The organism is Streptomyces sp. CB01635 (assembly GCF_002803065.1).
Taxonomy (GTDB): domain Bacteria; phylum Actinomycetota; class Actinomycetes; order Streptomycetales; family Streptomycetaceae; genus Streptomyces.
In genome coordinates this window covers 1,022,275-1,044,825 of record NZ_NNBL01000003.1, presented here as the reverse complement: position 1 = coordinate 1,044,825, position 22,551 = coordinate 1,022,275, and the positions used below count along the sequence as shown (strand labels likewise).

Here is a 22,551-nt window from a genome sequence, read left to right as displayed (position 1 = left end):
GGGCATGGAAGCCGCCCCGCTCAGGCGTGCGAAGATCGCCCGATGACGATTCCAGGCAGTGTCGGCCCCACCGAGTACATACGTTTCCAGGCAGTCTCGCCGAACGAGCGGGGACACTTCACGGGCGTGTTCGGGCTGGTCAACCGTCTCGGCCGGGCAGGCAGGCTCAGCGAGGAGCAGGAACTCTTCCGGCGCGAGAACAACGCCTGGTACGACCTCGCGTACCCCGACCCCTCGAAGGTGGACCCGTCGGTCTACGACCCGGCGGTCAACCCCACCGCCACGGCCTGGTTCAAGCCGACGGCTACGCACCTCATGGAACGCGTCGACGGTTACCTGGAAATCCTCGCCGCACACGGAGTCGACTGCCGCCTGGTCCGGTCCCGCGACCCGGGCCAGGTCATCTACGAGGACGAGGTCCAGATCGTGGTCGTGACCCGACGGGAATCCAATGGATGACTTCGGCCCGCTCGACTGGGACCAGGTCGAGCAGCGCGCGGCGCGTGGTGACACGTCGTATCTGCGGGAGTTGGCGGCCCGGCTCGCCGAGCGGCGCGAGGCCGCCGCAGAGCAGGCGCGGGAGTACGGATGCCATCTCGCCCATGTCGTACGGGTACTGGCACTCACCCCCGGACGTGACAGCCTGACGCAGTTGCTCCTCCTCCTCGACGAGAAACAGGCGTCGACCAGCCTTCACCCGCGCTTCGTCGCTTCGCTCCTCGCCGAGCACCAGGAGCCCGCCGATCTGGCGGCCACCGTCTTCGACCGGCCCCACTCGGACCGTCTCGACGAGCTGCGCGGCTGCCTCTTCCACGAGTTGATCCTTCGCGGCGTGGACATCGACGACTTCCGGCCGCTGCGCACCTGGGCGATCGTGCGGCCGGGCTGGTCCGCCCTCGCATGGCTGCCGGATCAGCTCCGCGACATGGAGACCGCCGTCGACTTCCCCAGCCGGTCACTGCGCGGCTCGGCCCGAGGCGGTGGATCGGGCCTGCCCACCGAGGGCCGGATGGATCCGCCCACGCCAAGGGTGACCGCCCGTTCCGCCCTTCAGGACGTCGCCACCACGGACGTGTACGAGAGCATCGTCGCCGCCCCGGAGGCCGGGGAATGGGGTGACCACGGGGCGTGGGTCTTCCGGCTCGACGAGGCCATCGCACCGGAGCAGGTGCCGGCCCTCCTTCCGACACTGCCCATGCCCTGTGTCGACGGGCTCGGCCCCACGGGCCGCTTCGAAATCGCGATCCGCCCGGTGGACGAGATCTGGCGGCTGCTCTTCGCCACGGCGTCGATGGGCGGCATGTACAGCACGGGCGTTGACGGTGCCTACGGACGGCTCTGGGCATGGCGTTCGCTGGCCGGCCTCAGTGGCACCGCCGCGGACGCGAGCGCCGATGAGGTCGAGCGACACGCGAGCCAGAGCACGTGGTTCCACTTCGAGGCCGACGTGGAGTGGTTCCACAACGACCTCTGCGCCGACTACGGCATCGCCACGCTGTCGCCGGACCGTCGCCGGCTCGCCGTCCTCGCCGCCACTGACACCGACTGATCAAGCCCTGCCAGAGCACGCCGCCGGGCGTGACGCCTCGTCAGATCTCCGGTTCGACCCACTGCTCAAGGAAGTCGTCACCGAGGTCGGGTACGAGTTCCTCGTCTCCGCCGTACGGAGACAGCTCGGCCCAGATCACCTTGCCGCGCGGCGGATAGCGCGTGCCCCAGCGTTCGGCGTAGTGGGCGACGAGGAACAGCCCTCGTCCGCCCTCGTCGGTGGTGGCGGCCCGGCGCAAATGGGGTGCTGTGCTGCTGCCGTCGGAAATCTCGCAGATCAGGGTGCGGTCGTACAGCATGCGGACCTTGATCGGCTGCGTGCCGTGGCGGATGGCGTTGGTGATCAGTTCGCTGAGGATGAGCTCGGTGGTGAACGCGATCCCGTCGAGGTCCCAGTCGTCGAGCTGGCGCAGGCACGCGGAGCGTACGGGGGCGACGGCCGCCGGATCGGACGGCACGTCCCATTCGGTGACCCGGCTGGGGTCGAGAAGCCGGGTGCGGGCGACCATCAGGGCGACGTCGTCGTCGGGCCGCTCCGGCATCACGGCGTCGAGGACGTCCGTGCAGGTCTCCTGTGGTGTGCGGTTCGCTCCGTTGGACAGGGCGGCGCGCAACAGCTCGATGCCGGTGTCGAAGTCGCGGTGCCGGCCCTCGATCAAGCCGTCGGTGTACAGCACGAGTTGGGAGCCTTCGGGCAGGCGCAGTTCGAGGGTCTCCATCGGCATGCCGTCGCCGAGTCCTAGGGGCGGGGACACGGGTACGTCGAGGAGAGTGACGGTGCCGTCGGGGCGGACCACCGCTGGTCCGGGGTGGCCGGACGAGGCCATCGTCACGTGTCCGGTGACCGCGTCGTAGATCGCGTACAGGCAGGTCGCCCCGACGATGCCCGCGCCGTCGCCCTCGCGTGCCACGTCGGCGTCGATGCGGGCCACCTGTTCGTCGAGGTGACTCAGGAGTTCGTCGGGGGTCAGGTCGAGGGACGAGAAGTTGTGGACTGCGGTGCGCAGTTGCCCCATGGTGGCCGCCGCGCGTACGCCGTGCCCGACGACGTCGCCGACGACGAGGGCGACGCGGGCGCCGGGCAACGGGATGAGGTCGAACCAGTCGCCGCCGACCCCCGCTTCGGCGGGCAGGTAATGGTGGGCGACCTGGAGCGCGGACTGCTCGGGGAGCGCTCCGGGCAGGAGGCTGCGTTGCAGGGTGACGGCCATGGCGTGTTCGCGGGTGAAGCGGCGGGCGTTGTCGATCGCCACGGCGGCGCGGGCAGCCAGCTCTTCGGCGGTGGACAGGTCGTCCGGCTCGAAGGGCCCGGTGCTCTCCATGCGCCAGAAGTCCGCGAGGCCGAGCACGACGCCGCGTGCGCTCAGGGGCACGCTGATCAGGGAGCGGACGCCGTGTTCCAGAATCCGCCTGGCGCGCTCGGGGTCCTGCGTCCGCCAGCCGCCGACCGCGCGCAGATCGCCCTCGAGTACCGCACGGCCGTCGCTCATGGACAGGGCCATCGGAGTCGCGGGGGCGAACCGGATCAGTTCGCCCACGGGATGGAACACGTCCTTGCGCGAGATGCCCGTGACGGCCGCGCGCCGCATTTCGGTGGTGTCGCCGCTGGGCTCGCCGCCCCCTATGACGCCGTCCAGGAGTTCTACGGTGACGACGTCCGCGAAGCGGGGGACGGCGACATCGGCCAGTTCCTCCGCGGTGTGTATGACGTCCAGGGTCGTGCCGATGCGCACGCCCGCGTCGTAGAGGAGTTGCAGTCGTTCCCTGGCCGACTGCGCCTTTCCCGCGAGGGCCCGCAGTTCGGTGGAGTCCCGCAGCGTCACCGCGTTACCGGCGGGCCCGCCGTACAGGGCCGTCGGCCGTACGTTCACCGCGAGCAGGCGGTCGCCCGCGCGGTGCACCTCGTCGGTCACGACCTGTTCGGCGACGAGGAGTTCGGCCATGTGCGGGGCGAGGCCGAGGTCCGCGATGGCGCGACCTTCCGCACCCGGCGGCAGTCCGAGGAGCCGTTTCGCCTCGTCGTTGGCGAGCAGCAGGCGGCCGTCCCCGCTGGTGATGAGCACGCCTTCCTTCACGGCGTGCAGGACCGCGTCATGGTGCTCGTACATCCGCGAGAGCTCGGCGGGATCCAGGCCGTGGGTCTGGCGCCGCACCCTCCTGCTCACAAGGACCGAACCGGCCGTCACGACGAGTAGCGCGCCCGCGGCGGACCCCAGGAGCATGGGGAGTCTGTGCGACACCCCGGCGTTCACGTTCTCCACGGTGATCCCGACGCTCACGAGGCCGACGACGGAACCGTCGGTGTCGATGACCGGGACGGTCGTGTTCACGGCGGGTCCGACGGATGTGTTGAAGGTGCTGGTGATCATATGGCCGGCGAGCGCGTGCGCGAACGAGCCGATCACGCGCTTGCCGATCAGGCTCGGGTCGGGGTGGGACCAACGGATGCCCGCCGTGTTGAACGTCACGACGTAGTCGACGCCGGTTGCCTTGCGGACCGCTTCCGCGCTGGGCTGGAGTGCGGCGCTCGGGTCGGCGGACTTCATGGCGCTCAGCGTCCCCGGGGAGTGGGCGAACGCCTCGGCGGTCGCGGCCGAGCTCTGCCTGGCCTCCCGCATGGACGAGTCCCTGGTCTGGAGCACGAGCGCTGCCCCGGCCGCGACAACGAGCAGCACGGTCAGTGTCAGCTGCAGCAGAAACACCTGGCCTGCGACGCTGTGCACGCTGACAAGGGAGCGGAGGCTCTGTCCCCAGGAGGGCCGTGGCGCCCCGAAGACGGTTCCCTCCTGTCGGGCGGCAGGCCGCCCGAGGGACTGCGTCATATCCCCTTTGTAACACTGTGCGTAATCAGGGGCGAAGCGCCGGCCGGAGAACCGCTGCGGACCGCGCCGGCGGCGGGTTCCCTCACGAGGCGTGACCCGGCGAACGCGTCAGCCTGCCTGTGACCCGTAGACGCGCTCGACTGTCATCGTCATGAGCACCCTGCGGTCCGACACCATCACCGACCGGTACTCGTCCCAGTCGGGGTGCTCGCCGGATGCGGCGCGGTAATAGCTCACGAGGGCCTCGACCTCGGGGCCGTGCGGGTCCGTTCCCGGTCCCTCGAGCGTCACCGGGCCCTCGGCCGTGGCCCATGACCAGCCGTCGGCGCTGGTGACCTCCAGGGCGGCGCGCGGGTCACGGCGCAGATTCGCCGTCTTGGCGCGTCCCTCGGTCATCGAGACGTAGAGGAGGCCGGCCTCCTCGTCGTAGAAGGGCATGACGGGGGAAAGCTGAGGCAGGCCGTCCGACTTGATCGTGGCGAGAACACCGAGTCGGCTCTGGGCGAGCAGCGTGCGCGGGCTGAACGAAGTGTCGGTCATATACAAGTTCAAGTCCCGATCTGACGCCGCTATTCCCCGTGGACACACGCTCACCGCATCGCAGGGCCGGGGTCCCACAGTCCCGCAGCTCACGGATGGGAGACTGGTCTGCCATGTGGCTTCGAGGGGATGGACGGGATCATGCGACGCCGTCAGGTGACGACGCACATCGTGGCACTGGTCATGGCGGTGACCGCGACAGCGGCCGCGACGGGCTGTACCCGCCTTCTCGACGACAAGGGCCCGCTGCCGTCACGGTCCGCGGAACCGCGGCTGTCGGCGGACACGGCGGTGCGCGAGCTGACGTCCGCGCTGGCGGCGGAGGGCGTCACGCTCGATCGGGCGCCCCAGGACCAGATCGTGATCGAGTGCACCGAGCGGCTGACGGGCCGTGGCGAACCGGCGAAGGCCGGCGCGGCCCTGAAGTCCGGTTTCGCCCGTGCCCGTTCCGACCACGGCTGGAAGAGCGGCCCGGACATCGGCAGCATGTCGCTCACCCTGCGCAAGGGCAACTGGACGGCGGCGGCCACCCTCCCGCCCGCGACGGCCGCGTCCCCCACGACGCCGGTCACGATCGTCGTCAACCTCGTGTGCGACGGCGCCCGCTCGAAGTCCGGGACAGGCGCCTCGCCGACCCCGGCCGCGTCCTGAGCGTGACGTTTCCGGGCCTCGGCTACTCGCCCGGCCGCGCCGCCTCCGCACGCAGTTTCGCGGCCCGTTCGGTCGGGTCGTAGGCCGGTCCGACGCCCTCGATCAGCAGCAGATCGCCCTCGATGTGGTCGGTCCGCAGCCGCAGAATGTCCTGGTACGGGGGCGAGTTGTACCAGGCACGCGCCTCGGCGAGGCCGGGGAACTCGATCAGCACCATGCTGCCTGGCCAGCTCCCCTCGACCACTTCTGCGGGCGGGCCGTGGATGACGAAGCGGCCCTCGAAGGGGTCGAGCGTGGCCTGGATGCGCTCCAGGTACTCGATGATGTCGGCGTGATGCCGGCGGCTGCGGAGATGTGCGAAGCCATAGGCGGGCACGGTCGGGCTCCCTCGTTCGGGTCCTCGCGGTGCGGAGACGAGGACCCGAACGTAGACCGGGGCGTTCGAGGGGTCGATTACCTCTGAGGTAGTTGCCGGGGAGCCGCCACGGCGTTCACGGGACAACCCCCTGGACCATGGTTCAGGAAAGGGCCCCCACGTGAGCGAGGGCCTGCTTCAGGAGGACGCCGTGCCCGCCCGGCATCTCGTTCTGGACCATCTGCGACGAGGCCTCCTCCGGGGTGAACCAGACCAGGTCGAGTGCGTCCTGCCGGGGCCGGCAGTCACCGCTCACCGGGACGATGTACGCGAGCGACACGGCATGCTGGCGCGGGTCGTGGAACGGCGTGACGCCGAGCGTCGGGAAGTACTCGGCGACAGTGAAAGGCTGCAGGGACGCCGGCACGCGCGGCAGGGCGACCGGGCCGAGGTCCTTCTCCAGATGACGCAGCAGCGCGTCACGGACGCGTTCGTGGTGCAGCACCCGGCCGGAGACGAAGGAGCGGCTGACCGTCCCGTCCCGCCCGATGCGCAACAGCAGTCCGATGTGGGTGACTTCACCATTGTTGTCGACTCGCACCGGTACGGCTTCGACGTACAGGATCGGCATGCGGGCGCGTGCCAGTTCAAGATCGTCGGAGGTGAGCCAGCCGGGCGTGGTTTCGGTCGTATCAGACATTGGGCGATCGTACTTTCAACGTCCCCCGCGTCACGCACGCCGCTCCCGGCAACACCCCGATCGGGGACGGACGGTCGTACACGAATTCAGGCAAACGACACGAGGTGGAACACCGGGTGCCGCGCCGACTCCGCGGCGAACTCCTCGTCGGACGAATCCGGCGTCACGTCGAAGTAGGCCCGGGTGACCGGCACTTCCCGCAGGTACTGCCGTAGTACGGGGACGCTTTCCTCGGGGCCGAGTTCGACCACGCGCAGGTTCTGCGACCGGCCGCCGCGGCTCAGGCCGACCTCGCCGGCGACGCGCGCGTTGCGCACCCAGTCGCTGACCCCGTAGGCGGCGACGAGCCAGCGCTCACCGCCCGCCGACATCACGTCGACCGGGGTGGAGTACGGGCGGCCCGACTTCCTGCCCTTCACGGTCAGGATGTAGCGGTAGCCCTTGCCGATCCCCAGCCGGGTCATGGTCGCGAACACCCGGTTGACGGCGCGTGTCCCGAGTCCGACACGGTATGACTTCGCCATGCGCCCCTCCTCTGCTTCCGACCTGCCGTGCTCGATCCTGTCCTCATCGAACTTGTCCTGGTCGCCTACGCGCCGAAAGCCTACGTTCTCCTGTTGGAACAGCCCCAGTTGACCATTCGAAGGCAGGCAACATGTCCACACGCCCACCCCTCCCGCCCTTCACCCGCGAGACTGCGATCGAGAAGGTACGCCTCGCCGAGGACGGCTGGAACAGCCGCTCCCCGCAGAAGGTCGCCCAGGCCTACAGCAAGGACTCACGCTGGCGCAATCGCGCGGAGTTCGTCACCGGCCGGGACGCGATCGTGGAGTTCCTGGCGCGCAAGTGGAACCGGGAACTGGACTACCGGCTCATCAAGGAGCTGTGGGCCTTCGACGGTCACCGCATCGCGGTCCGCTTCGCCTACGAATGGCATGACGACTCCGGGCACTGGTTCCGTTCGTACGGCAACGAGAACTGGGAGTTCGACGACGACGGCCTGATGCGCACCCGCCACGCGAGCATCAACGACCTGCCGATCGAGGAGTCCGAGCGCAAATATCGCTGGCCGCTCGGGCGCCGCCCCGACGACCACCCGGGCCTCACCGATCTCGGTCTGTGAACACGCCGGCGCCACTCGCCGCGATGTGACGGCGTAGCACCCCGCCGTCACGGGGATGGGACGGCGGGGGCTGCCACGTCGAGCGTGACTGTTCAAGTTTCACAGACTCAGGGCCTGATCGGAACCACGCCTCGCGAACGGATGGACACACGCGGCCACGAAGACCCGGCACCCAACTCCCCCTCCCCGCCTAACCGTTGGCCGTGGTCGCCTTGTGGCGCTGGTAATAGCGGGCCACGCGCGCGCGGTTGCCGCAGCGGGCGGCCGAGCACCAGCGGCGGCGGGGGTGGGCCGGCAGGAACAGCAGCACGCAGTCCTCGGCCTCGCACTGCCTGACCCTGGCGATCCCGGGGTCGGTGAGGAGGTCGGCGGCGGACTCCGCCAGGTGGGCGGCGAGGCGGACACCCAGTGATCCGGTTCGGCGGGGCGCCGCTGTCACGGCAGCGCCGTCCCAGGCCAGTTCGCGGACGGCCGGCGCGAGGCGCTGCGCCTCGGTCAGCGCGCGCAGGGCGGAGTCGGGGGGTGCGTTTCCGTCGGTCACCGCGCGGAGGGTGGCCTCGATGTGAGCGCGGACGGCGTGGACCGCGGCGAGGTCGTCCGCGCTCGGGGTGGCGCGACCGAAGCCTTCGGGAAGTCGGTCCCCCTCGAGGTCCAGCCAGACGGCGAGGCGTCGTGGCGTGTCGATCAGGTCGGCCGGGCGGCCGTCAGGCCCCGTCGGCCGGGTGTTGACGAGGTCCAATGCCAGGGGTTCGCCGGTCAGCGGTTCACCGTCACTCATACCCCTAATGCTACATCTCGCCATTGACGCGTTAGAGGAGGAGTCGCTATAACTAGTCACCCTAACTAATGCATCTTCTCGCACCGGAGGCATGTGACATGGAGTCCCGGACCGCACCCCGCGTCGCGCTTCCCGCCCGAACCGCCCACCGGCGCATCGACATTGACGGCGTCGACGTCTTCTACCGTGAGTCCCTTCCGGAGCGTGCCGACGCCCCCGTACTCCTGCTTCTGCACGGCTTTCCGTCGGCCTCGCACCAGTTCCGTCGCCTGATCGACACCCTGGGCACGCACTACCGGCTCATCGCACCCGACTACCCCGGCTTCGGTCACACTTCGGCGCCCGACGGCTTCGAGTACAGCTTCGACCGGCTCTCCGCCGTCACCGAAGGCTTCGTCGAACGCCTGGGCCTGACCCGGTTCGCCCTCTATCTCTTCGACTTCGGCGCACCCGTCGGCTTCCGCCTCGCGCTGCGCCACCCGGAGCGGATCACCGGTCTGATCGTGCAGAACGGCAACGCCTACGCAGAAGGCCTGTCGGACGCGGCGCGCGACTTCACCGCGCTCACCCCGGACGCTCCCGGGGCCGAGCAGACCGTCATGGGCCTGTTCACCGAGGAGGCCACCCGCGCCCAGTACGAGGGCGGCACCTCCGATCCCGCGCTGGTCGCCCCCGAGGGCTGGCTGCTTGACCAGCACTTCCTGGACCTGCCGGGCCGCAAGCAGGCCCAACTGGCCCTGGCCTACGACTACAAGAGCAACGTCGCCGCCTACCCGGCCTGGCAGCAGTGGCTGCGCCAGCACCGGCCGCCGACGCTGATCACCTGGGGTGTCCACGACCCCTTCTTCCCCGAGCCGGGCGCCCGCGCCTACCTCCGGGACGTCCCTGACGCGGAGCTGCACCTCTTCGAGACGGGCCACTTCGCCCTGGAGGACCACCTGCCGCAGATCGCCCCTCTGATCGCCGACTTCCTGGACCGCCGCTGATCCTCCGTGGACGGCCTGCGGCGCGGGGCGCGTTCGAGCCTGCTGGGGTGGCGCAAGTCCTGCTCGTCGGGGACCTGTTGGCGAGTGCCCCTCCCCTGCCGGAGGCGGTGATGGGCGGCCTCGCGGTACGTGCGAAGTGGTCCGCGGGGCCGCCCGGGTGCGCCGTCCTGTCAGGGCGCCCATCGCCGACCGTACGCACAAGATCCTCGCCCGGCGCCCCGAGTTACGCCGTCCGGGATCCTCCGGGCGCGGGCCGCTGAGCCAGGTCCAGCTCCCCGACCACCTGGTCATCGCTCATCTCACCGGTCAGCCGGAATCCCAGCCCCAGGTAGAACCCCTCCGGGCCGCTCGCGCCGGGGTGCCACGTGACCGTGAGGCGGGTCCCGCCGCGGCTCCGGATCTCGTCGGCCACGGACTCGACCGCGAAGCGGCCGTAGCCCCGCCCCTGTTCACCGGCCGAGATGTTCAGGCGCCAGAGTCCGGAGCGCACGTCGTTGCCCGTACCGTCCCCGGCGAAATCGATGTCGAAGAAGGCCATGAGGAAGCCGACGGCCCTGCCGCCGTCCATGATCAGCCGGGGCCAGGCCACTCCGGGATGCACGTAGGCCTCGGCGAGGGACTTCACCACGGGGGCGACCAGGTGTTCCTGGTCCGGCCGGACCTTGAGGGCTGTCGCGGTCTCGAAGTTGGCCGGGGTGATCGCCTCCAGGCGAGGCTGCGTCGTCATGCCCGCACCCTCTGCGCCACAGGAGGGCGGATCAAGTGCTTTTCGGCGCCATCCGGCGGCCGGCCTCCAGTCATGCCACGTCTCCCGGTTCGCGGGGCATGCGGCTCACCAGGCCAGCATCAGCCAAGCGCGATGCGGCAGTTCCGCCTCGGCCGTGATGCCCTCCGCGCCGTGGAACACGCTCGCCGGTTCCGGGGTCTTCAGCGGGTCCAGGCGGACCGACGAGACCGCGTCGGGCGGCATGGGGATGTCGACGTGGGGCAGCGCGGGATCGAAGCTGCCATTGGCTACGGCGAGTCGCGTCACCCCGTCCTGGTGGGACAGATGCGGGATCAGGTGCGGTCCGCCGCTGACCAACGGCAGCGTCGGGGCCTGTCCCTCCAGGAACCTGATGACGGCGTGCATGACGCGCTGCCCGAAGTCGTCGCGGGGCAGATCCGCGGGGTCGGTGGCGGCGAGTACGGCGACGCGACCGCCGAGCTCGTTCACGTATCCGCAGCTGCCGGCGCCCCACGCGTCCTCCCCCGGGGTGAGGATGTGCGTCCACACCACGGCGTCCGGATGCGGGCGCAGGCGGGCCAGCGCGGGCTGTGTGTTGACGCTCAGCAGCGTCCCGACGAGGTCGGGGTCGGGGTGGTGGGTGATCTGTTCGAAGCTGAACGGGTCCGCCGTCTGCGCGTCCTCGCGGTCGACGACCTCGGCGACCTGGACACCGAGGAGGTCACCGAATCCGCGCTGGGTCAGCACGTCGGCCGCGATCCCGTCGAGCAGCAGGCCGCCCGAGAGCATCTCCCGGATCTCGTCGTCGTCGAACGCCCAGGCCAGCGAGCCGAAGACAGCCTGGACCGGAGCCTTTGAGGCGGTGACCGGGATGCCGTAGCGCAGCAGGAATTCGGCTGCCCCGCGCGGGCCGGTGCGCAGCTCCTCCAGGGTGCCGGTCCGAGTGCGGACGTGGGCCGCCGCGTCCTGCCGGTACGGCAGCCCGACCCCGAGTGTCCGGGCCTGCTTGGTGTGGCGCCCCGTGATCCAGTCGAGGGCCGGGCGTGAGCGGCGCAGCAGCTGAGCCGTGCCGGGGAAGCGGTCGGGGCGGCCGGCCTGCATGGGGTGCACGTTGAGGAACAGCGCGTCCGCGCCCGAGAGTTGGGCCGCAGTCATCTCGGACCAGGTCTGCACGTCGGACTTCGACCAGGTGGTGTGCGGCCAGTTCTCGATCTCCGGCTCGGACTCGACCCAGTCGGGCCGCAGCGCGCGCTGGGATTCCAGGAGCCACATCTGACTGCTGAGGGAGCGCGGGGCGCTGTCGCTGTACGGGGCGAAGTGCGGGCGGTGCGTAGCCCGGCCCTGGACGGCCAGGGCCTGGAACAGCGCCGGCCAGTCGCGGCCCTCGACGGAGTGGACGTCGGGGAGCGAACTCATCAGCCCGAGCCGGGAACGGCCCGCCGAACGTTCCTCGACGACCTCGCTGAGCCGCTCGGCGATCTCCGTCTGGACGGTGCGCCAGACCTGCTGGAGCAGGGCGCGCCACGGGTGCGGCGGGCCGGGCTCTGTGATCGCCCGTACGACCTCGTCGCGGGTCACGGTACGGCCGACGAGATCGGCCAGCCGGTCCAGTACGGGAGCCTCGAAACCCCCGCCCCAGTCCAGCGGGGCGTGGTTGTGGTAGCGGAAGTCGTCCTCCAGCCACAGCACGCGGAAGCCGAGTCCGGCGAAGCGTCCATAGTGGGCGTACAGCCATTCCCGCCAGCGGGGGCAGGTGAACGAGGCCTGCGCGGCAGCGGTCCTGCCGGTGGGCGAGACCATCGGCAGGAAGCCGTGGGCGTCCTTGCGGCCGCGGTCCGCGTGGCCGGCCGTCACCCACGGGTTGAGGCTGACGTCGAGTCCGGCGTCGCGCAGGATGTCGCTGACGGTGGCCGTGGTCTCGTACCAGCGGTCTTCGGCCCCACCCACGACATAGCCGTCGAACACTTCCTCCGCAGCCAGCAGAAGAACGACTTCGTCGACCCCTGCCTCCTGGCAGGCCCCGGCCAGGGCGGTGGCATGCGCGACCACCTCGGCCGGGTCCTTGCGGGGAGGAAGCTGGAATCGCAGGTGGTAGCGCGCCGACAACGGGACTCTCCTTGTACGAGTTGTACGAGTTGTACGAGGGCGGGCGCGGCCATTGGCTCCGCCGGCCCACCGTCCTGTCCGCCCACGCAGCTCCGGAACGTGACGAGGGAGCTGACGCGGGGGACTGACGATCTGCGGACGAAGGAAAGCTATCTGCTTGAAATTGCTCGGTCAATGGAGCTTTCGCGCAACTTCAAGCAGATCCACTGAGCGAGTCCTGGGCGCGCTACGTCACGCCAGGTCCGTCGACATGGCCAGGACTCGGTTCCGTTCGAGTTCGCGGGTCACGAGGTCGAGTTTGGCCTCGACGCGGGCCACCGCGTCGGCGCCGAGCAGGAGGCGGAGCGGGGGTTCAGGGGTCTCGGCCAGGCCGACGACGGCGGCTGCCGCTTTGGCGGGGTCTCCGGGCTGGCGGTGGTTGACGTCCGCGAGGGCCTTGCGGGTGGCTCCGGCAGTGGGCGCGTAGTCGTCGATCACGTGGGGTTCGGTGTAGAGACTCGACGCGTCGAGGAAGTCGGTGCGGAAGCCGCCGGGTTCGACGACGGTGACGTGGACGCCCAAGGGGGCGAGTTCGCCGTGCAGGGCCTCGGTGATGGCTTCGACAGCGAACTTCGTCGCGCCGTACAGGCCGACGCCGGGAGCGGTGGCGAAACCGCCGACCGAGCCGATGTTGATCACGTGTCCCGAACGCTGTTCCCGGAGCGTGGGCAGCACGGCCCGCAGGGTGCCGAGCACCCCGAAGACGTTGATGTCGAACGCGTTGCGTACGGCCGCGTCCGAGACCTCTTCCACCGCCCCGAGGAGGCCCCGCCCCGCGTTGTTGACCAGGACGTCGATGCGGCCGAAGCGCGCGAGCGCGGCATCGACCGCGGTGCGTATCGTCGCCTCCTCGGTGACGTCCAGGTCGACGGCGAGCAGGGCGTCGGACGCGTCCGGGAAGGCGCGGCGCACAGCCTCGGCGTCGCGCGCGGTGGCGACGACCTCATGCCCTCGCGCCAGCGCCTCCCGCGCGATCTCCGCTCCCAGGCCGCGCGAGGCGCCGGTGATGAACCAAACAGACATGTCTCCTGCTTTCGTGAGCGTGACTGACTGCGTGTGCCGTAGGGGTGGCACGGGTCGCGGGTGCCGTATGCGCTGTACGCGGATGCGGCTTGCGGATGCGGCTTGCGAAGGCGGTTTACGGGTGGCCCGGTACGGCACGGGTGAAGGTGAAGACCGTTTCCCGTTCCTGGCCGTCGTCGGGGAGTTCCCGGCCGGCCCACCTGTCCATGACTTCCACGATCTCGTCCTTGAACTGGGCGAGTTCGGCATCGGTCATCCGCAGCCACACCTCGGCGACAAAGGGGCCGAGCGGCCAGCGCTGCTGCTCGGACTGGGGCTGATCGGCCCAGCGGCGCACCTGGTTGATCTGCCGCTCGAGGCTGAGGGACTCGGCGGCCTGCGCGACGGCCTCCCCCGCCGCGTCGTCGGCGAAGTCGACGGAGGACCACAGGAGCTTCGGCGTGGTGCGCCGCCACCACCGTTCCCGGCGGTCGCGGGCGAGTTCGGGGGCCTCCTCGATCAGCCCAGCGGCAGCCAGAGCCTTCAGGTGGTGACTCACATTGCCGACGGCTTCGCCCGTCGCCTGCGACAGTGCGCTGGCGGTGGAAGGGCCGTCGAGCTTGAGCAGGTCGAGCAGGCGGCGACGGACCGGGTGGGCCATCGCGGCCAGCACCCGGGAATCGGTGATCGGAGGGGCCATACGGGTGACACTACTTACACAAGAACTCTTGTGCAATGGTTCTTGTGGGACTGCTCAACCACGGTGGAACAGATCCTGCGGATCTACGCGCACCCAGCCCTGCCGTGTGGTGGGCGGGCGCGGGACCTCCCGGTGCAGGGCGCGCCATTGATGCACGAGTGCGTCGTAAATGGGCGTCGGCGAGGCGGCCCCGCCCGTGCCCAGCGGGGCAGCATGACGCGGTCGGGGCGCAGGAACGCTTTTGCGCGGGTCGTTCATGCGCTGACCAACGACCGCGTCCCCTCCTGGCCACGCCATTGGCGAAGGATCTTTCCCAGGACACACATCCGAGCGGCGACGGATCGCCGCGAAGCCGCGACGTCGCTCCGTCGCACGTCGAGCGTGAGCCTCGGTCCGGCGCTCCGCGACACGCACGACAGCATCGTCCGGTTCTCGGCGTGTTCCTGGTCGGTGAGCAGGTTGTCGTGGTGTTCGGGCATACCGGCCAGGACCGGCGTCTCACAGGTGCCGCAGGTTCCCTGGCGGCAGCTGCTCAGGGTGCGTACGCCGGCGCGGTCGAGGGCGTCGAGGACGGACTCGTCCGGAGCGACCGTGACGAGGCAGCCGTCGCGTGTCTCGACCTCGAATCCCGCTCTCTCTACGGGAGTTGAGGCCGCGGCCGGCGCTCGCCGGGTGAAGCGCTCACTCGTCAGTGTCAGGATCGGCCGCCCGGCGGTGAAGCGCTCCATGGCGTCGTCCTCGGTCCCGGTGCGCGCGGTGGCCGGCTGGGCCTGCGGAGATCCGGCCGCCGCGCACATCCGAAGCCCAGGGTCAGTCCCTCGTCAGCCTCATGGGAATCGCCTTCAGGCCTCCCACGATGAAGCCGCCGGCCGGTTCCAACGACTCGGCGGGCAGGGCGAATTCCAGGTCGGGGAAGCGGTCGAAGAGAGCCGGGAGGGCGATCGCGGCTTCCATGCGGGCCAGAGGTGCGCCCAGGCAGCGGTGGACACCGTGGCCGAAGCTGAGGTGTTCGGCGCTCGGACGGCGTGCGTCGTACTGGTCGGCGGTGTCCCCGTGCTGCCGCGGATCGCGCCCGGCGGCCGCGAACGACGCCAGAATCGGATCGCCCTTGCGGATGGTGGGCCCGTCCGGGATCTCGATGTCCTCGACGGCGAACCGGAGCGGAAGGTTGACGACGCTGGGGGCCCAGCGGAGGGTCTCCTCGATCACATCGTTCCAGGAGAGCTTGCCCGCACGGACCAGTTCGAGCTGCTCCGGGTGCGTGAGCAGGGCGTGAACGGCGTTGCCTATGAGGTTGACCGTGGTCTCGTGGCCGGCGACGAGGACGAGCAGGAGCGTGTCTATCAGCTCCTGCTCGGTCATTCGTCGGCCTTCCTCGTCCCGCGCGGCGACCAGCACACTGGTCAGGTCCGACGCGGGTTCCTCGCGCTTCAGCGCGGCCAGGCCCTTCAGCAGCGCCTGGATTTCGACGAACGCGGCGCCCGCCTCCTGCGGGTCGACGGAGGTCATGATGATCTCGGAAAGCCGGGCCAGTTCGGCGCGGGTGTCGCCCTCGGGGATACCGAACAGCTCGCAGATGACCTGCATCGGCAGCCGGTGCGTGAAGGCCTCGCGGAGGTCGACCACGGTTCCCCGGGGCGCCGCGGCGAGTTCGTCCAGGAGGGCGGCGGTGATGCGCTCGACCGAGGGCAGCATGGCGTCGGTGCGGCGGGCCGTGAACGCCGGTGCGATGAGCTTGCGCAGCCGTCGGTGGTCGCTCCCGTACGCGGTGAACATGTTGTTCACGCCGACCCAGGTGGCCAGCCAGGACTCGTGGTACTCGCCGCGCTGCCACGCGGGCCAGTGCAGGTTGGGGTCCTTGGACACGCGTGGGTCGGTCAGCAGGTCCTTGAGCAGGCTGTGGCTGGTGACGGCCCATGCCTCGGGGCCGTCGGGGAGTCGGACGAGCGTCGCCGGGCCCGAGGCGCGCAGCCGCGCGGCCTCGGCGTGGACGTCGGCACCGGCCGGGTCGATTGCGACGGGTTGCGGTCCCATGAAGTGGCTCCTGCCTGGTCGGGATCTTGGGGCCGGAGGATGACGCGCCCCGCGGCGCGAGAGCCTTGAGGAACCTACCCAAGATCATTACGACCGTGCGGCAGGGATGGCCTGTTCAGATGCGGCCGGGCCAGGGTTGCCGGTCGCTCGATGGCGGTTCCGGCCGGACGGACGCACGCGGCACCCCTGAGTGGCCCGGCCCTCAACGGATCCCGTCTTGGCCGAAAGTCAACCAGTCGACGGACGGTCAACAACCGTACGCACACGGCCGAGTTGGCGCGGTGGGCAGACCGGGGACACCTGCCCGCAGGCGCCTCACGGTACTCCCGCCTCGCTCCTGACACGCCGTCCCGCGCGAAACTCCAGGCTCAGCTCTGCTCGGCCGGCAGCTCGAGGCGCGTCAGGTGCTCGGGCGTGAGTGCGTGCAGGAAGCTCTCGGCATCGAGCGCTTCGGCGACCGCGACCACGCCGGTCACCACGCGGTCACCTTGGAGAATGCGCGCGAGGGCCTCGACGACGAGCGGCGCCGTGACGGCATAGATGTCACGGCCTCCCGCCACCGCGCGGCGCGTCTCGTGGCCTCGGGTCACCACGGCCTCCACGAGGAAGGACTGCGCGGAGCGGCCGTCGGCGTCGGCGGGTACGGGCTCGGGGGTGTCCTCCGCGCGGATGTCGCGCAGCGGCGCGAGGTTCATCACCGCGCGCACCTCGGGGGTGCGCACGTGGCGCGGGAGCGTGACCTGGTCGGCCGTCGCGAACACGACGGTGTCCTGCTTGCCGAGCGGCTCCGGGAAGGTCCACGGGGAGACTTCCTGCCCATACGAGAAGGGGCTCAACTTGCCTGCGGTATAGGTGAGATGACGCCCGGCGTTGCTCTCGCCGGTGCGGCGGGTGCCCTGCGTCGGATGCCAGCTGTCGAGGCCGTACGCGAGTGTGATCTCGTCCGCGTCCGGCCAGTCGCCGAGAGCGGCGGTGGCGAGGAGGTCACCCAGCCCGCCGTAGAACGCCAGGGACGGAACGACGGCGATGCCCGCCTCCCTGGCGCGGTCGCCGTAGGTGTCGAACAGGGCGGCGGTGACGGCCTGTTCGGCCCCGACGTCCAGGTAGGGGATGCCCGCGCGGAGCGCCGCGTCCACCAGGGGGCGGGCCGTGTCGAGGAACGGTCCGGCGGCGTTGATGACCGCCGCCGCTCCTTCGAGTGCCCGGTCGAGGGAGGCCGCGTCGTCGGTGAGCGCCTGACGTACGGGCGCGCCGGGAGCGAGGTCGCGCACCGCGTCGAGCTTGTCCGCGTCCCGTCCGACGAGCACCGGCGTCGCTCCCCGTCTCAGCAGCTCCGCCACGATGAAGCGGCCGGTGTGTCCGTAGGCGCCGAAGACGACGACCGGCCGCCCGTCGAGCGACCCGGCGGTGCGGTGCGCGGCGGGTCCCGAGAGGGTGTTGCTCATCGTTGGCTCCAGTGTCAGAAGGGCGGTGGTGTGCGGTTCGACAGCAATGATCCGGGCGCGGGCCCCCGCCCAACCAGTGGCAGGAATGACGAGGGGCATACAGTTTCGGACATGTATACCGCCGCGCCTTCCGCTGTACGTTCCCCTGCGCATTCGGTTGCGATGGCGCTTCCCGAAGGCACGATGCTTTTCGAGGCCGCGGGCGCGCTCGAAGTCTTCGGCTCCGACCATTCCGACCTGGCCGCGCCTTGGTACTCGTTCACCACCTGCGGACCCGCCGGGTCCCGCGTCGGCGACTGGCTCCGGGCCGACACCACCCACGGACTCGAGGCCGTCGCGGATGCGCAGACGGTGATCGTCCCGGCGTGGCGCGACGTCGAGCAGGAGCCTCCGCAGGAGCTGCTCGACGCCCTCCGCACCGCCCACGCGGCAGGCGCCCGGATCGCCTCGCTGTGCACCGGCGCCTTCGTCCTGGCCGCGGCCGGCCTCCTCGACGGCCGCCGCGCCACCACTCACTGGGCGCACGCGGAAAGGCTCGCGGCGCGGTACCCGGGCGTCAGGGTCGACGCCGAGGTGCTGTTCACCGACGAGGGCAGCGTCCTCACGTCCGCCGGTAAGGCGGCCGGGATGGACCTGTGCCTCCATATCGTGCGCACGGACCACGGGGCGACGGTCGCCAACGCCCTGGCGCGGCACCTCGTGACGCCGCCCCATCGGGACGGCGGCCAGGCGCAGTTCATTCCGGCGCCGGTGACGCACGGGCGCGACCATCCGCTCGCCGATCTGCTCCCCTGGGTGCTGGCCCGGATCGACCAGCCGCTCACCGTCGAGGACATGGCCCGCCAGGCGGGCATGAGCAGCCGCAACCTGGTGCGGCACTTCCATGCCGTCACCGGGACGGCACCCCTGAGGTGGCTGCTGAGCCAGCGCGTGCGGGAGGCGCAGGAACTGCTGGAGTCGAGCGACGACACCGTCGAGCGGATCGCGGCACGGACCGGCATGGGGACCGCCGCCACGCTCCGGCGACACTTCACCCGCGTCACGGGCCTGCCGCCAGAGGCCTACCGGAGGACGTTCGGCGGCCGGTGACACGGGCCGCGCCCCGCCCGATGCGCACCCTCAGGATCACCGAACCCTCACCCTAAAGTTGAGGTCGAGGCGCCACTCGATGAGACCACGCCCGGGACCACGCCTGGGATCGCACGCGGGTCGACAGGACCACGCCTGGGAGCCGCCCGGGACCCGCCTGGTACCACCAGTCCCAGGAAGACGGGACTCCTGGCTGATCGCAGCGTGGGGCCGCACGCTGGTGGCATGACGAAAACACTCATCACCGGAGCGAACAAGGGTCTCGGCTTTGAAACCGCCCGTCGACTCATCGCCGCAGGCCACACCGTCTACGTGGGCAGCCGCGACGCTGAGCGCGGGCGCCGCGCCGCCGAGCAGCTCGGCGCACGCCGGGTCCAGCTCGACGTCACGGACGACGCGTCCGTAAACGCCGCCGCGAAGACGATCGAGGCCGACGGCGGTCTGGACGTGCTGATCAACAACGCCGGCATCGAAGGCCGGACCCCGGACGGTGGCGTGATCGGCGCCGCGGACGTGACCGCCGACGAGATGCGGTCGACCTTCGAGACGAACGTCTTCGGCGTCGTACGTGTCACCCACGCGTTCCTGCCCCTGCTGCAGAAGTCGAACGCGCCGGTCGTGGTCAACCTGAGCAGCGGCCTGGCCTCGCTGGCGCGGGTCACCGACGCGGGGACGCCGACCCACGCGTATCCCGGAGTCGCCTACCCGGCGTCGAAGGCCGCGGTCAACATGATCACCGTGCAGTACGCGAAGGCGTTCCCCGGCATGCGGATCAACGCGGTCGAGCCCGGCTACACCGCGACCGACCTGAACGCCCACACCGGCATCCAGACCGTCGAGGAGGGCGCCGAGATCATCGTGCGCATGGCCCAGCTGGGCCCCGACGGTCCGACCGGCACGTACGTCGCCGCGGAGGGCCCTCTCCCCTGGTGAGGACGCAGGTCGCCCGACGGGGACGCCCCCGCCTCACACCACCCCGTCCGCCATGGCCCGCGTGGCGTCACGCCCACCGCGTACCCGTCGCGCGAGGTTGGCGGCGGCGTCGGGCCACCCGGCGTGGTCGAAGGAGAAGCCCGCGTCGAGCAGCCGGCCCGGGACCACACGGCGGCTCTTCAGAAGGAGTTCGGTGTCCGAGCGGAGCGCGAACGCGCCGAGTTCGGCCATCCGCTTCGTCGCGGGAAGGCCCACCGGAACGCCCCATGCCGCGCGTAGCGCACGCATGAAGTCACGCTGCGGCAGCGGCTCGGGGGCGGCGAGGTTCACGGGCCCGTCCAGGTCGTCGCGTTCGATCAGGAACTGAACCGCTCGGGCGAAGTCACGGTCGTAGATCCAGGACACGTACTGACCACCGCCCGCGACCGGACCGCCGAGGCCGAGCCTGGCCAGGCGCAGGAGGACGTCGAAGACGCCGCCGCGATCGGGGCTCATGACCATCGCGGCGCGCAGGGCGACCTTGCGGGTGTGCGGGGTGTCGGCCCGCTCCTGCGCCCGTTCCCACGCCTTGGCGATCTCGACGCTGTAACCCCAGTGGCCCGGGACGCCGGCCTCGTCGCCGCCGAGTACGCCGGTTGTCTCGTCGTTCGGTGGGGCGAAGCTGTGGGCGTAGATGGTGGCCGTACTCATCTGCAGCCACGCCCTCGGAGGTCGCGCGGCGGCGGCGACGGCCTCGCCGACGACCTCGGCGGACCGCACGCGCGAATCCATCATGGCCCGGAGGTTGGCCTGTGTGTAGCGGCAATTCACGCTGCGCCCGGCGAGGTTGATCACGACGTCGCTGCCGTCGACGACCTCGACCCACGGGCCCAGGGTCTCGCCGTCCCAGCGGACTTCGCCGTCGCGCACCGGCCGCCGCGTGAGGACGACGACTTCGTGTCCCGCTTCGGCCAGCTCACGCTTCAGGATCGTCCCTACCGCCCGGTGCCGCCGGGTATCACGATCTTCATGGAGCCCCCTCATCGTGTCGGCACCACCTTAGCGCAGGTATTTGAACACGTTCAAATAGGCGGGTGCCCGGGAGGGTCGGCCGAGTGGGACGGTCCTCAGGCCCGGTCGCGGACGTGCAGGTCGAGTCCGCTCGTGCCCGGTGCCTCGACTCCCGGCAGGAGCCGCATGTCGTGGTCGTAGTCGCCGCCCGTGAGGGGGCGGAAGGGGACCGGCGTGGCCGTGAAGAGTGTGTCGAGTCGTCGGGCGTACTCCGTCCGTGCCGTGACGAAGCGGTCGTCGGGGAGCTCGTTCGAGCTGTACACCGCGAACGGCTCCAGCGGGTTCATGCCGGTGAACCAGAACAGGCCGTGCTGAATGGGGTGCAGGACGTCCGCGAGACTTCCGTGGATACCACGGTCGGAGAACGCCGACTCGCGCGCGCCGACGGTCACCGACACGAGCGCCCGCCTGCCCGGCAGGGAGCTTTCGCCGTACGGCGGCGGGACGGCAGGTCCGTACGCGAAGCCGCTGGTGAAGACCCGGTCGATCCAGCCCTTGAGGATCGCGGGCGCCGAGAACCACCACATCGGGAACTGCAGGACCACCGCGTCCGACCAGCGCACCTTCTCCTGCTCCGCCGCGATGTCGGGCGACAGACCGTCCGTGAGCGTCGCCCGCTCGGAGTCGGCCATCACGTGCAGCCGGCCCGCTCCGGTGTGCTCGGGAAAGTCGTCGGCGTCCACAGTCGCCTTCCACTTCATCGCGTAGAGGTCCGACACCTTCACCTCGTGTCCTGCCGTGCGCAGGTGCTCGACCGCGAAGCCGGTCAACGCGGCGTTGAGCGAACGGGGTTCAGGGTGGGCGCTGACGACGAGGATCTTCTTGGGCTGCTGAGGCGTTGTGTCGTTCATACCCTCACGCTCGCCCAAGGGTGTCCGGTCAGCCAGCACCCTGGTCAACGGCGGAACGCTCATCCTGGTACTGCGAGGGCCACGCATACTTGTGCCCATGGACGGCGTGAACGACATCGGGGACACGGGCGCGGGCGCCACCCTCACCACCGGCGGCTCGCAGCGTGGTCTCGGAGACTTTCTCCGCGCCCGCCGCGCGCGCGTCACACCGGAGCACGTCGGGCTCTCCGGCGGCCGTCGCCGGCGGGTACGGGGACTGCGCCGCGAGGAGCTGGCACAGCTGGCCGGGATCAGCGTGGACTACTACGTACGCCTGGAACAGGGCCGCGCCACCCAGCCGTCCGCCGAGGTCGTCGGCGCGCTCGCCGGGGCGCTCGGCCTCGACACGGCGGAGCGCGGGCATCTCGCCACCCTGGCAGGCGCCCGGCAGGGCCCCGCGCCCGAAGCCCGGGTCAGCCCGATGCTGCGGCGGCTCCTCGACTCCATGGCCGGCTTCCCTGCCTTCGCCACGAACCATCGCCTGGACGTGGTGGCGTGGAACGCCCTCGGCGCCGAGCTGATCGGCGGCCTCGGCGAGCCGGCCGGCCGCGACCGGAACAACGCGCGGTACCTCTTCCTCGACCCTGCTTCCCGCGTCGTCCACCCGGAGTGGGAGGACCGGGCGGCGGAGGCCGTGGGCCAGCTCCGGGTCTGGTCGGGGCGCTACCCCGACGACACGGAACTGGCCGCGCTCATCGCCGAACTCACCGCGCTCAGCCAGGAGTTCAGGCGCATCTGGGACAGCGGCGAGGTCGTGATGTGCGCGGCGGGACGCAAGCGCCTGCGGCACCCGGTGGCCGGGCTGCTCACCCTGGACTTCGAGACACTGCACGTACCGGCCGTGCCCGGCGAGACGGGCCTGGTCGTGCACGTCTTCAGCGCCGAGGAAGGCAGTGAGGAGGCCACGGCTCTCGCGCGGCTGACCGAAGCCGTTACAGTGGCACACAGGCCGTGACTGGCGCTGGGGTGGAGAACCACCGGGGAGCGGCCTGACCAAAGGGTCGATGCATGCCGCGCGCCTGGGCGAATGGTC

Annotated in this window: 22 protein-coding genes, 1 pseudogene and 1 riboswitch; of the genes and pseudogenes, 8 read left to right on the top strand and 15 right to left on the bottom strand. The window is 70.6% G+C overall.

Annotated elements, in window-relative coordinates; all coding sequences use genetic code 11:
* Positions 1-42 precede the first annotated feature (42 nt).
* Together CG723_RS12865 and CG723_RS12860 are read left to right on the top strand one after the other, a co-directional pair.
* A complete protein-coding gene (locus CG723_RS12865) occupies positions 43-459 on the top strand; it encodes a hypothetical protein (protein ID WP_100593401.1) in 417 nt (138 codons plus the stop codon).
* A complete protein-coding gene (locus tag CG723_RS12860) occupies positions 452-1,549 on the top strand; it encodes a DUF6183 family protein (protein ID WP_100593400.1) in 1,098 nt (365 codons plus the stop codon). The genes CG723_RS12865 and CG723_RS12860 overlap by 8 nt, the downstream gene beginning before the upstream one ends.
* A gap of 40 nt (positions 1,550-1,589) precedes the next feature.
* Here CG723_RS12860 and CG723_RS12855 read toward each other — a convergent pair whose 3' ends face one another.
* Together CG723_RS12855 and CG723_RS12850 are read right to left on the bottom strand one after the other, a co-directional pair.
* Positions 1,590-4,370, bottom strand: a complete 2,781-nt coding sequence (locus CG723_RS12855) for a SpoIIE family protein phosphatase/ATP-binding protein (RefSeq protein ID WP_100593399.1) — start codon at positions 4,368-4,370, stop codon at positions 1,590-1,592.
* Positions 4,371-4,478: 108 nt separating this feature from the next.
* Complete coding sequence (locus CG723_RS12850) at positions 4,479-4,910, bottom strand: PPOX class F420-dependent oxidoreductase (protein ID WP_100593398.1); 432 nt, start codon at positions 4,908-4,910, stop codon at positions 4,479-4,481.
* 141 nt (positions 4,911-5,051) lie between these two features.
* On the opposite strand from CG723_RS12850, the gene CG723_RS12845 reads away from it, so the two are divergent.
* The gene (locus CG723_RS12845; RefSeq protein WP_159032442.1) at positions 5,052-5,561 is read left to right on the top strand and encodes a hypothetical protein; all 510 of its coding nucleotides are present in this window, start codon (positions 5,052-5,054) and stop codon (positions 5,559-5,561) included.
* A gap of 22 nt (positions 5,562-5,583) precedes the next feature.
* On the opposite strand, the gene CG723_RS12840 is transcribed toward CG723_RS12845, so the two are convergent.
* From CG723_RS12840 to CG723_RS12830, 3 genes are all read right to left on the bottom strand, one after another.
* Entirely contained in the window at positions 5,584-5,937 is a 354-nt protein-coding gene (locus tag CG723_RS12840) for a DUF1330 domain-containing protein (protein ID WP_100593396.1), read from the bottom strand.
* 142 nt (positions 5,938-6,079) lie between these two features.
* Positions 6,080-6,616 (bottom strand): NUDIX hydrolase family protein, encoded by a 537-nt coding sequence (locus CG723_RS12835; protein ID WP_100593395.1) that lies wholly within the window; start codon positions 6,614-6,616, stop codon positions 6,080-6,082.
* A gap of 86 nt (positions 6,617-6,702) precedes the next feature.
* Entirely contained in the window at positions 6,703-7,140 is a 438-nt protein-coding gene (locus CG723_RS12830; RefSeq protein WP_100593394.1) for a nitroreductase family deazaflavin-dependent oxidoreductase, read from the bottom strand.
* A gap of 131 nt (positions 7,141-7,271) precedes the next feature.
* Between CG723_RS12830 and CG723_RS12825 the strand changes: the two genes are divergently transcribed.
* Complete coding sequence (locus tag CG723_RS12825; RefSeq protein WP_100593393.1) at positions 7,272-7,739, top strand: nuclear transport factor 2 family protein; 468 nt, start codon at positions 7,272-7,274, stop codon at positions 7,737-7,739.
* Between the two features lie 190 nt (positions 7,740-7,929).
* On the opposite strand, the gene CG723_RS12820 is transcribed toward CG723_RS12825, so the two are convergent.
* Entirely contained in the window at positions 7,930-8,517 is a 588-nt protein-coding gene (locus CG723_RS12820; RefSeq protein ID WP_100593392.1) for a CGNR zinc finger domain-containing protein, read from the bottom strand.
* A 98-nt stretch (positions 8,518-8,615) separates the two neighbouring features.
* Here CG723_RS12820 and CG723_RS12815 point away from each other — a divergent pair, with 98 nt between their 5' ends.
* Positions 8,616-9,503 (top strand): alpha/beta fold hydrolase, encoded by an 888-nt coding sequence (locus CG723_RS12815; protein WP_199841734.1) that lies wholly within the window; start codon positions 8,616-8,618, stop codon positions 9,501-9,503.
* A gap of 223 nt (positions 9,504-9,726) precedes the next feature.
* On the opposite strand, the gene CG723_RS12810 is transcribed toward CG723_RS12815, so the two are convergent.
* The 7 genes from CG723_RS12810 to CG723_RS12780 all read right to left on the bottom strand — a co-directional run bounded on the left by CG723_RS12810 (position 9,727) and on the right by CG723_RS12780 (position 17,556).
* Positions 9,727-10,230 carry a GNAT family N-acetyltransferase gene (locus CG723_RS12810; RefSeq protein ID WP_100593390.1) on the bottom strand — a complete coding sequence of 168 codons (504 nt, stop codon included), beginning with the start codon at positions 10,228-10,230 and terminating at the stop codon, positions 9,727-9,729.
* Between the two features lie 105 nt (positions 10,231-10,335).
* A complete protein-coding gene (locus CG723_RS12805; protein ID WP_199841733.1) occupies positions 10,336-12,336 on the bottom strand; it encodes a hypothetical protein in 2,001 nt (666 codons plus the stop codon).
* Between the two features lie 231 nt (positions 12,337-12,567).
* Entirely contained in the window at positions 12,568-13,398 is an 831-nt protein-coding gene (locus CG723_RS12800) for an oxidoreductase (RefSeq protein WP_100593389.1), read from the bottom strand.
* Between the two features lie 115 nt (positions 13,399-13,513).
* Entirely contained in the window at positions 13,514-14,077 is a 564-nt protein-coding gene (locus CG723_RS12795) for a winged helix-turn-helix domain-containing protein (protein WP_100593388.1), read from the bottom strand.
* Between the two features lie 254 nt (positions 14,078-14,331).
* Positions 14,332-14,805 (bottom strand): 2Fe-2S iron-sulfur cluster-binding protein, encoded by a 474-nt coding sequence (locus CG723_RS12790; RefSeq protein WP_234374267.1) that lies wholly within the window; start codon positions 14,803-14,805, stop codon positions 14,332-14,334.
* 82 nt (positions 14,806-14,887) lie between these two features.
* Complete coding sequence (locus CG723_RS12785; protein WP_100593386.1) at positions 14,888-16,111, bottom strand: cytochrome P450 family protein; 1,224 nt, start codon at positions 16,109-16,111, stop codon at positions 14,888-14,890.
* Between the two features lie 368 nt (positions 16,112-16,479).
* On the bottom strand, positions 16,480-17,556 hold the full coding sequence (locus CG723_RS12780) for a saccharopine dehydrogenase family protein (protein ID WP_100593385.1): 1,077 nt from the start codon (positions 17,554-17,556) through the stop codon (positions 16,480-16,482).
* A 162-nt stretch (positions 17,557-17,718) separates the two neighbouring features.
* Between CG723_RS12780 and CG723_RS12775 the strand changes: the two genes are divergently transcribed.
* Entirely contained in the window at positions 17,719-18,645 is a 927-nt protein-coding gene (locus CG723_RS12775) for a helix-turn-helix domain-containing protein (protein WP_234374266.1), read from the top strand.
* A gap of 225 nt (positions 18,646-18,870) precedes the next feature.
* On the top strand, positions 18,871-19,578 hold the full coding sequence (locus CG723_RS12770) for an SDR family NAD(P)-dependent oxidoreductase (protein WP_100593383.1): 708 nt from the start codon (positions 18,871-18,873) through the stop codon (positions 19,576-19,578).
* A 33-nt stretch (positions 19,579-19,611) separates the two neighbouring features.
* On the opposite strand, the pseudogene CG723_RS12765 reads toward CG723_RS12770, so the two are convergent.
* Positions 19,612-20,588 (bottom strand): annotated as a pseudogene (locus CG723_RS12765) (DUF1731 domain-containing protein).
* Between the two features lie 96 nt (positions 20,589-20,684).
* A complete protein-coding gene (locus CG723_RS12760; RefSeq protein WP_100593382.1) occupies positions 20,685-21,479 on the bottom strand; it encodes an NAD(P)H-dependent oxidoreductase in 795 nt (264 codons plus the stop codon).
* A 97-nt stretch (positions 21,480-21,576) separates the two neighbouring features.
* On the opposite strand from CG723_RS12760, the gene CG723_RS12755 reads away from it, so the two are divergent.
* Positions 21,577-22,473, top strand: a complete 897-nt coding sequence (locus CG723_RS12755) for a helix-turn-helix domain-containing protein (protein ID WP_100593381.1) — start codon at positions 21,577-21,579, stop codon at positions 22,471-22,473.
* Positions 22,460-22,550: riboswitch (ZMP/ZTP riboswitch) on the top strand. It overlaps the preceding gene by 14 nt.
* Position 22,551 lies beyond the last annotated feature (1 nt).

What these genes read in the sequence shown, in the direction of transcription:
- CG723_RS12865 (WP_100593401.1), top strand. Translation starts at nt 43, where the DNA reads ATGACGATTCCAGGCAGTGTCGGCCCCACCGAGTACATACGTTTCCAG.
- CG723_RS12860 (WP_100593400.1), top strand. Translation starts at nt 452, where the DNA reads ATGGATGACTTCGGCCCGCTCGACTGGGACCAGGTCGAGCAGCGCGCG.
- CG723_RS12855 (WP_100593399.1), bottom strand. Translation starts at nt 4,370, where the DNA reads ATGACGCAGTCCCTCGGGCGGCCTGCCGCCCGACAGGAGGGAACCGTC.
- CG723_RS12850 (WP_100593398.1), bottom strand. Translation starts at nt 4,910, where the DNA reads ATGACCGACACTTCGTTCAGCCCGCGCACGCTGCTCGCCCAGAGCCGA.
- CG723_RS12845 (WP_159032442.1), top strand. Translation starts at nt 5,052, where the DNA reads ATGCGACGCCGTCAGGTGACGACGCACATCGTGGCACTGGTCATGGCG.
- CG723_RS12835 (WP_100593395.1), bottom strand. Translation starts at nt 6,616, where the DNA reads ATGTCTGATACGACCGAAACCACGCCCGGCTGGCTCACCTCCGACGAT.
- CG723_RS12830 (WP_100593394.1), bottom strand. Translation starts at nt 7,140, where the DNA reads ATGGCGAAGTCATACCGTGTCGGACTCGGGACACGCGCCGTCAACCGG.
- CG723_RS12825 (WP_100593393.1), top strand. Translation starts at nt 7,272, where the DNA reads ATGTCCACACGCCCACCCCTCCCGCCCTTCACCCGCGAGACTGCGATC.
- CG723_RS12820 (WP_100593392.1), bottom strand. Translation starts at nt 8,517, where the DNA reads ATGAGTGACGGTGAACCGCTGACCGGCGAACCCCTGGCATTGGACCTC.
- CG723_RS12815 (WP_199841734.1), top strand. Translation starts at nt 8,616, where the DNA reads ATGGAGTCCCGGACCGCACCCCGCGTCGCGCTTCCCGCCCGAACCGCC.
- CG723_RS12810 (WP_100593390.1), bottom strand. Translation starts at nt 10,230, where the DNA reads ATGACGACGCAGCCTCGCCTGGAGGCGATCACCCCGGCCAACTTCGAG.
- CG723_RS12800 (WP_100593389.1), bottom strand. Translation starts at nt 13,398, where the DNA reads ATGTCTGTTTGGTTCATCACCGGCGCCTCGCGCGGCCTGGGAGCGGAG.
- CG723_RS12795 (WP_100593388.1), bottom strand. Translation starts at nt 14,077, where the DNA reads ATGGCCCCTCCGATCACCGATTCCCGGGTGCTGGCCGCGATGGCCCAC.
- CG723_RS12790 (WP_234374267.1), bottom strand. Translation starts at nt 14,805, where the DNA reads ATGGAGCGCTTCACCGCCGGGCGGCCGATCCTGACACTGACGAGTGAG.
- CG723_RS12785 (WP_100593386.1), bottom strand. Translation starts at nt 16,111, where the DNA reads ATGGGACCGCAACCCGTCGCAATCGACCCGGCCGGTGCCGACGTCCAC.
- CG723_RS12780 (WP_100593385.1), bottom strand. Translation starts at nt 17,556, where the DNA reads ATGAGCAACACCCTCTCGGGACCCGCCGCGCACCGCACCGCCGGGTCG.
- CG723_RS12775 (WP_234374266.1), top strand. Translation starts at nt 17,719, where the DNA reads ATGGCGCTTCCCGAAGGCACGATGCTTTTCGAGGCCGCGGGCGCGCTC.
- CG723_RS12770 (WP_100593383.1), top strand. Translation starts at nt 18,871, where the DNA reads ATGACGAAAACACTCATCACCGGAGCGAACAAGGGTCTCGGCTTTGAA.
- CG723_RS12760 (WP_100593382.1), bottom strand. Translation starts at nt 21,479, where the DNA reads ATGAACGACACAACGCCTCAGCAGCCCAAGAAGATCCTCGTCGTCAGC.
- CG723_RS12755 (WP_100593381.1), top strand. Translation starts at nt 21,577, where the DNA reads ATGGACGGCGTGAACGACATCGGGGACACGGGCGCGGGCGCCACCCTC.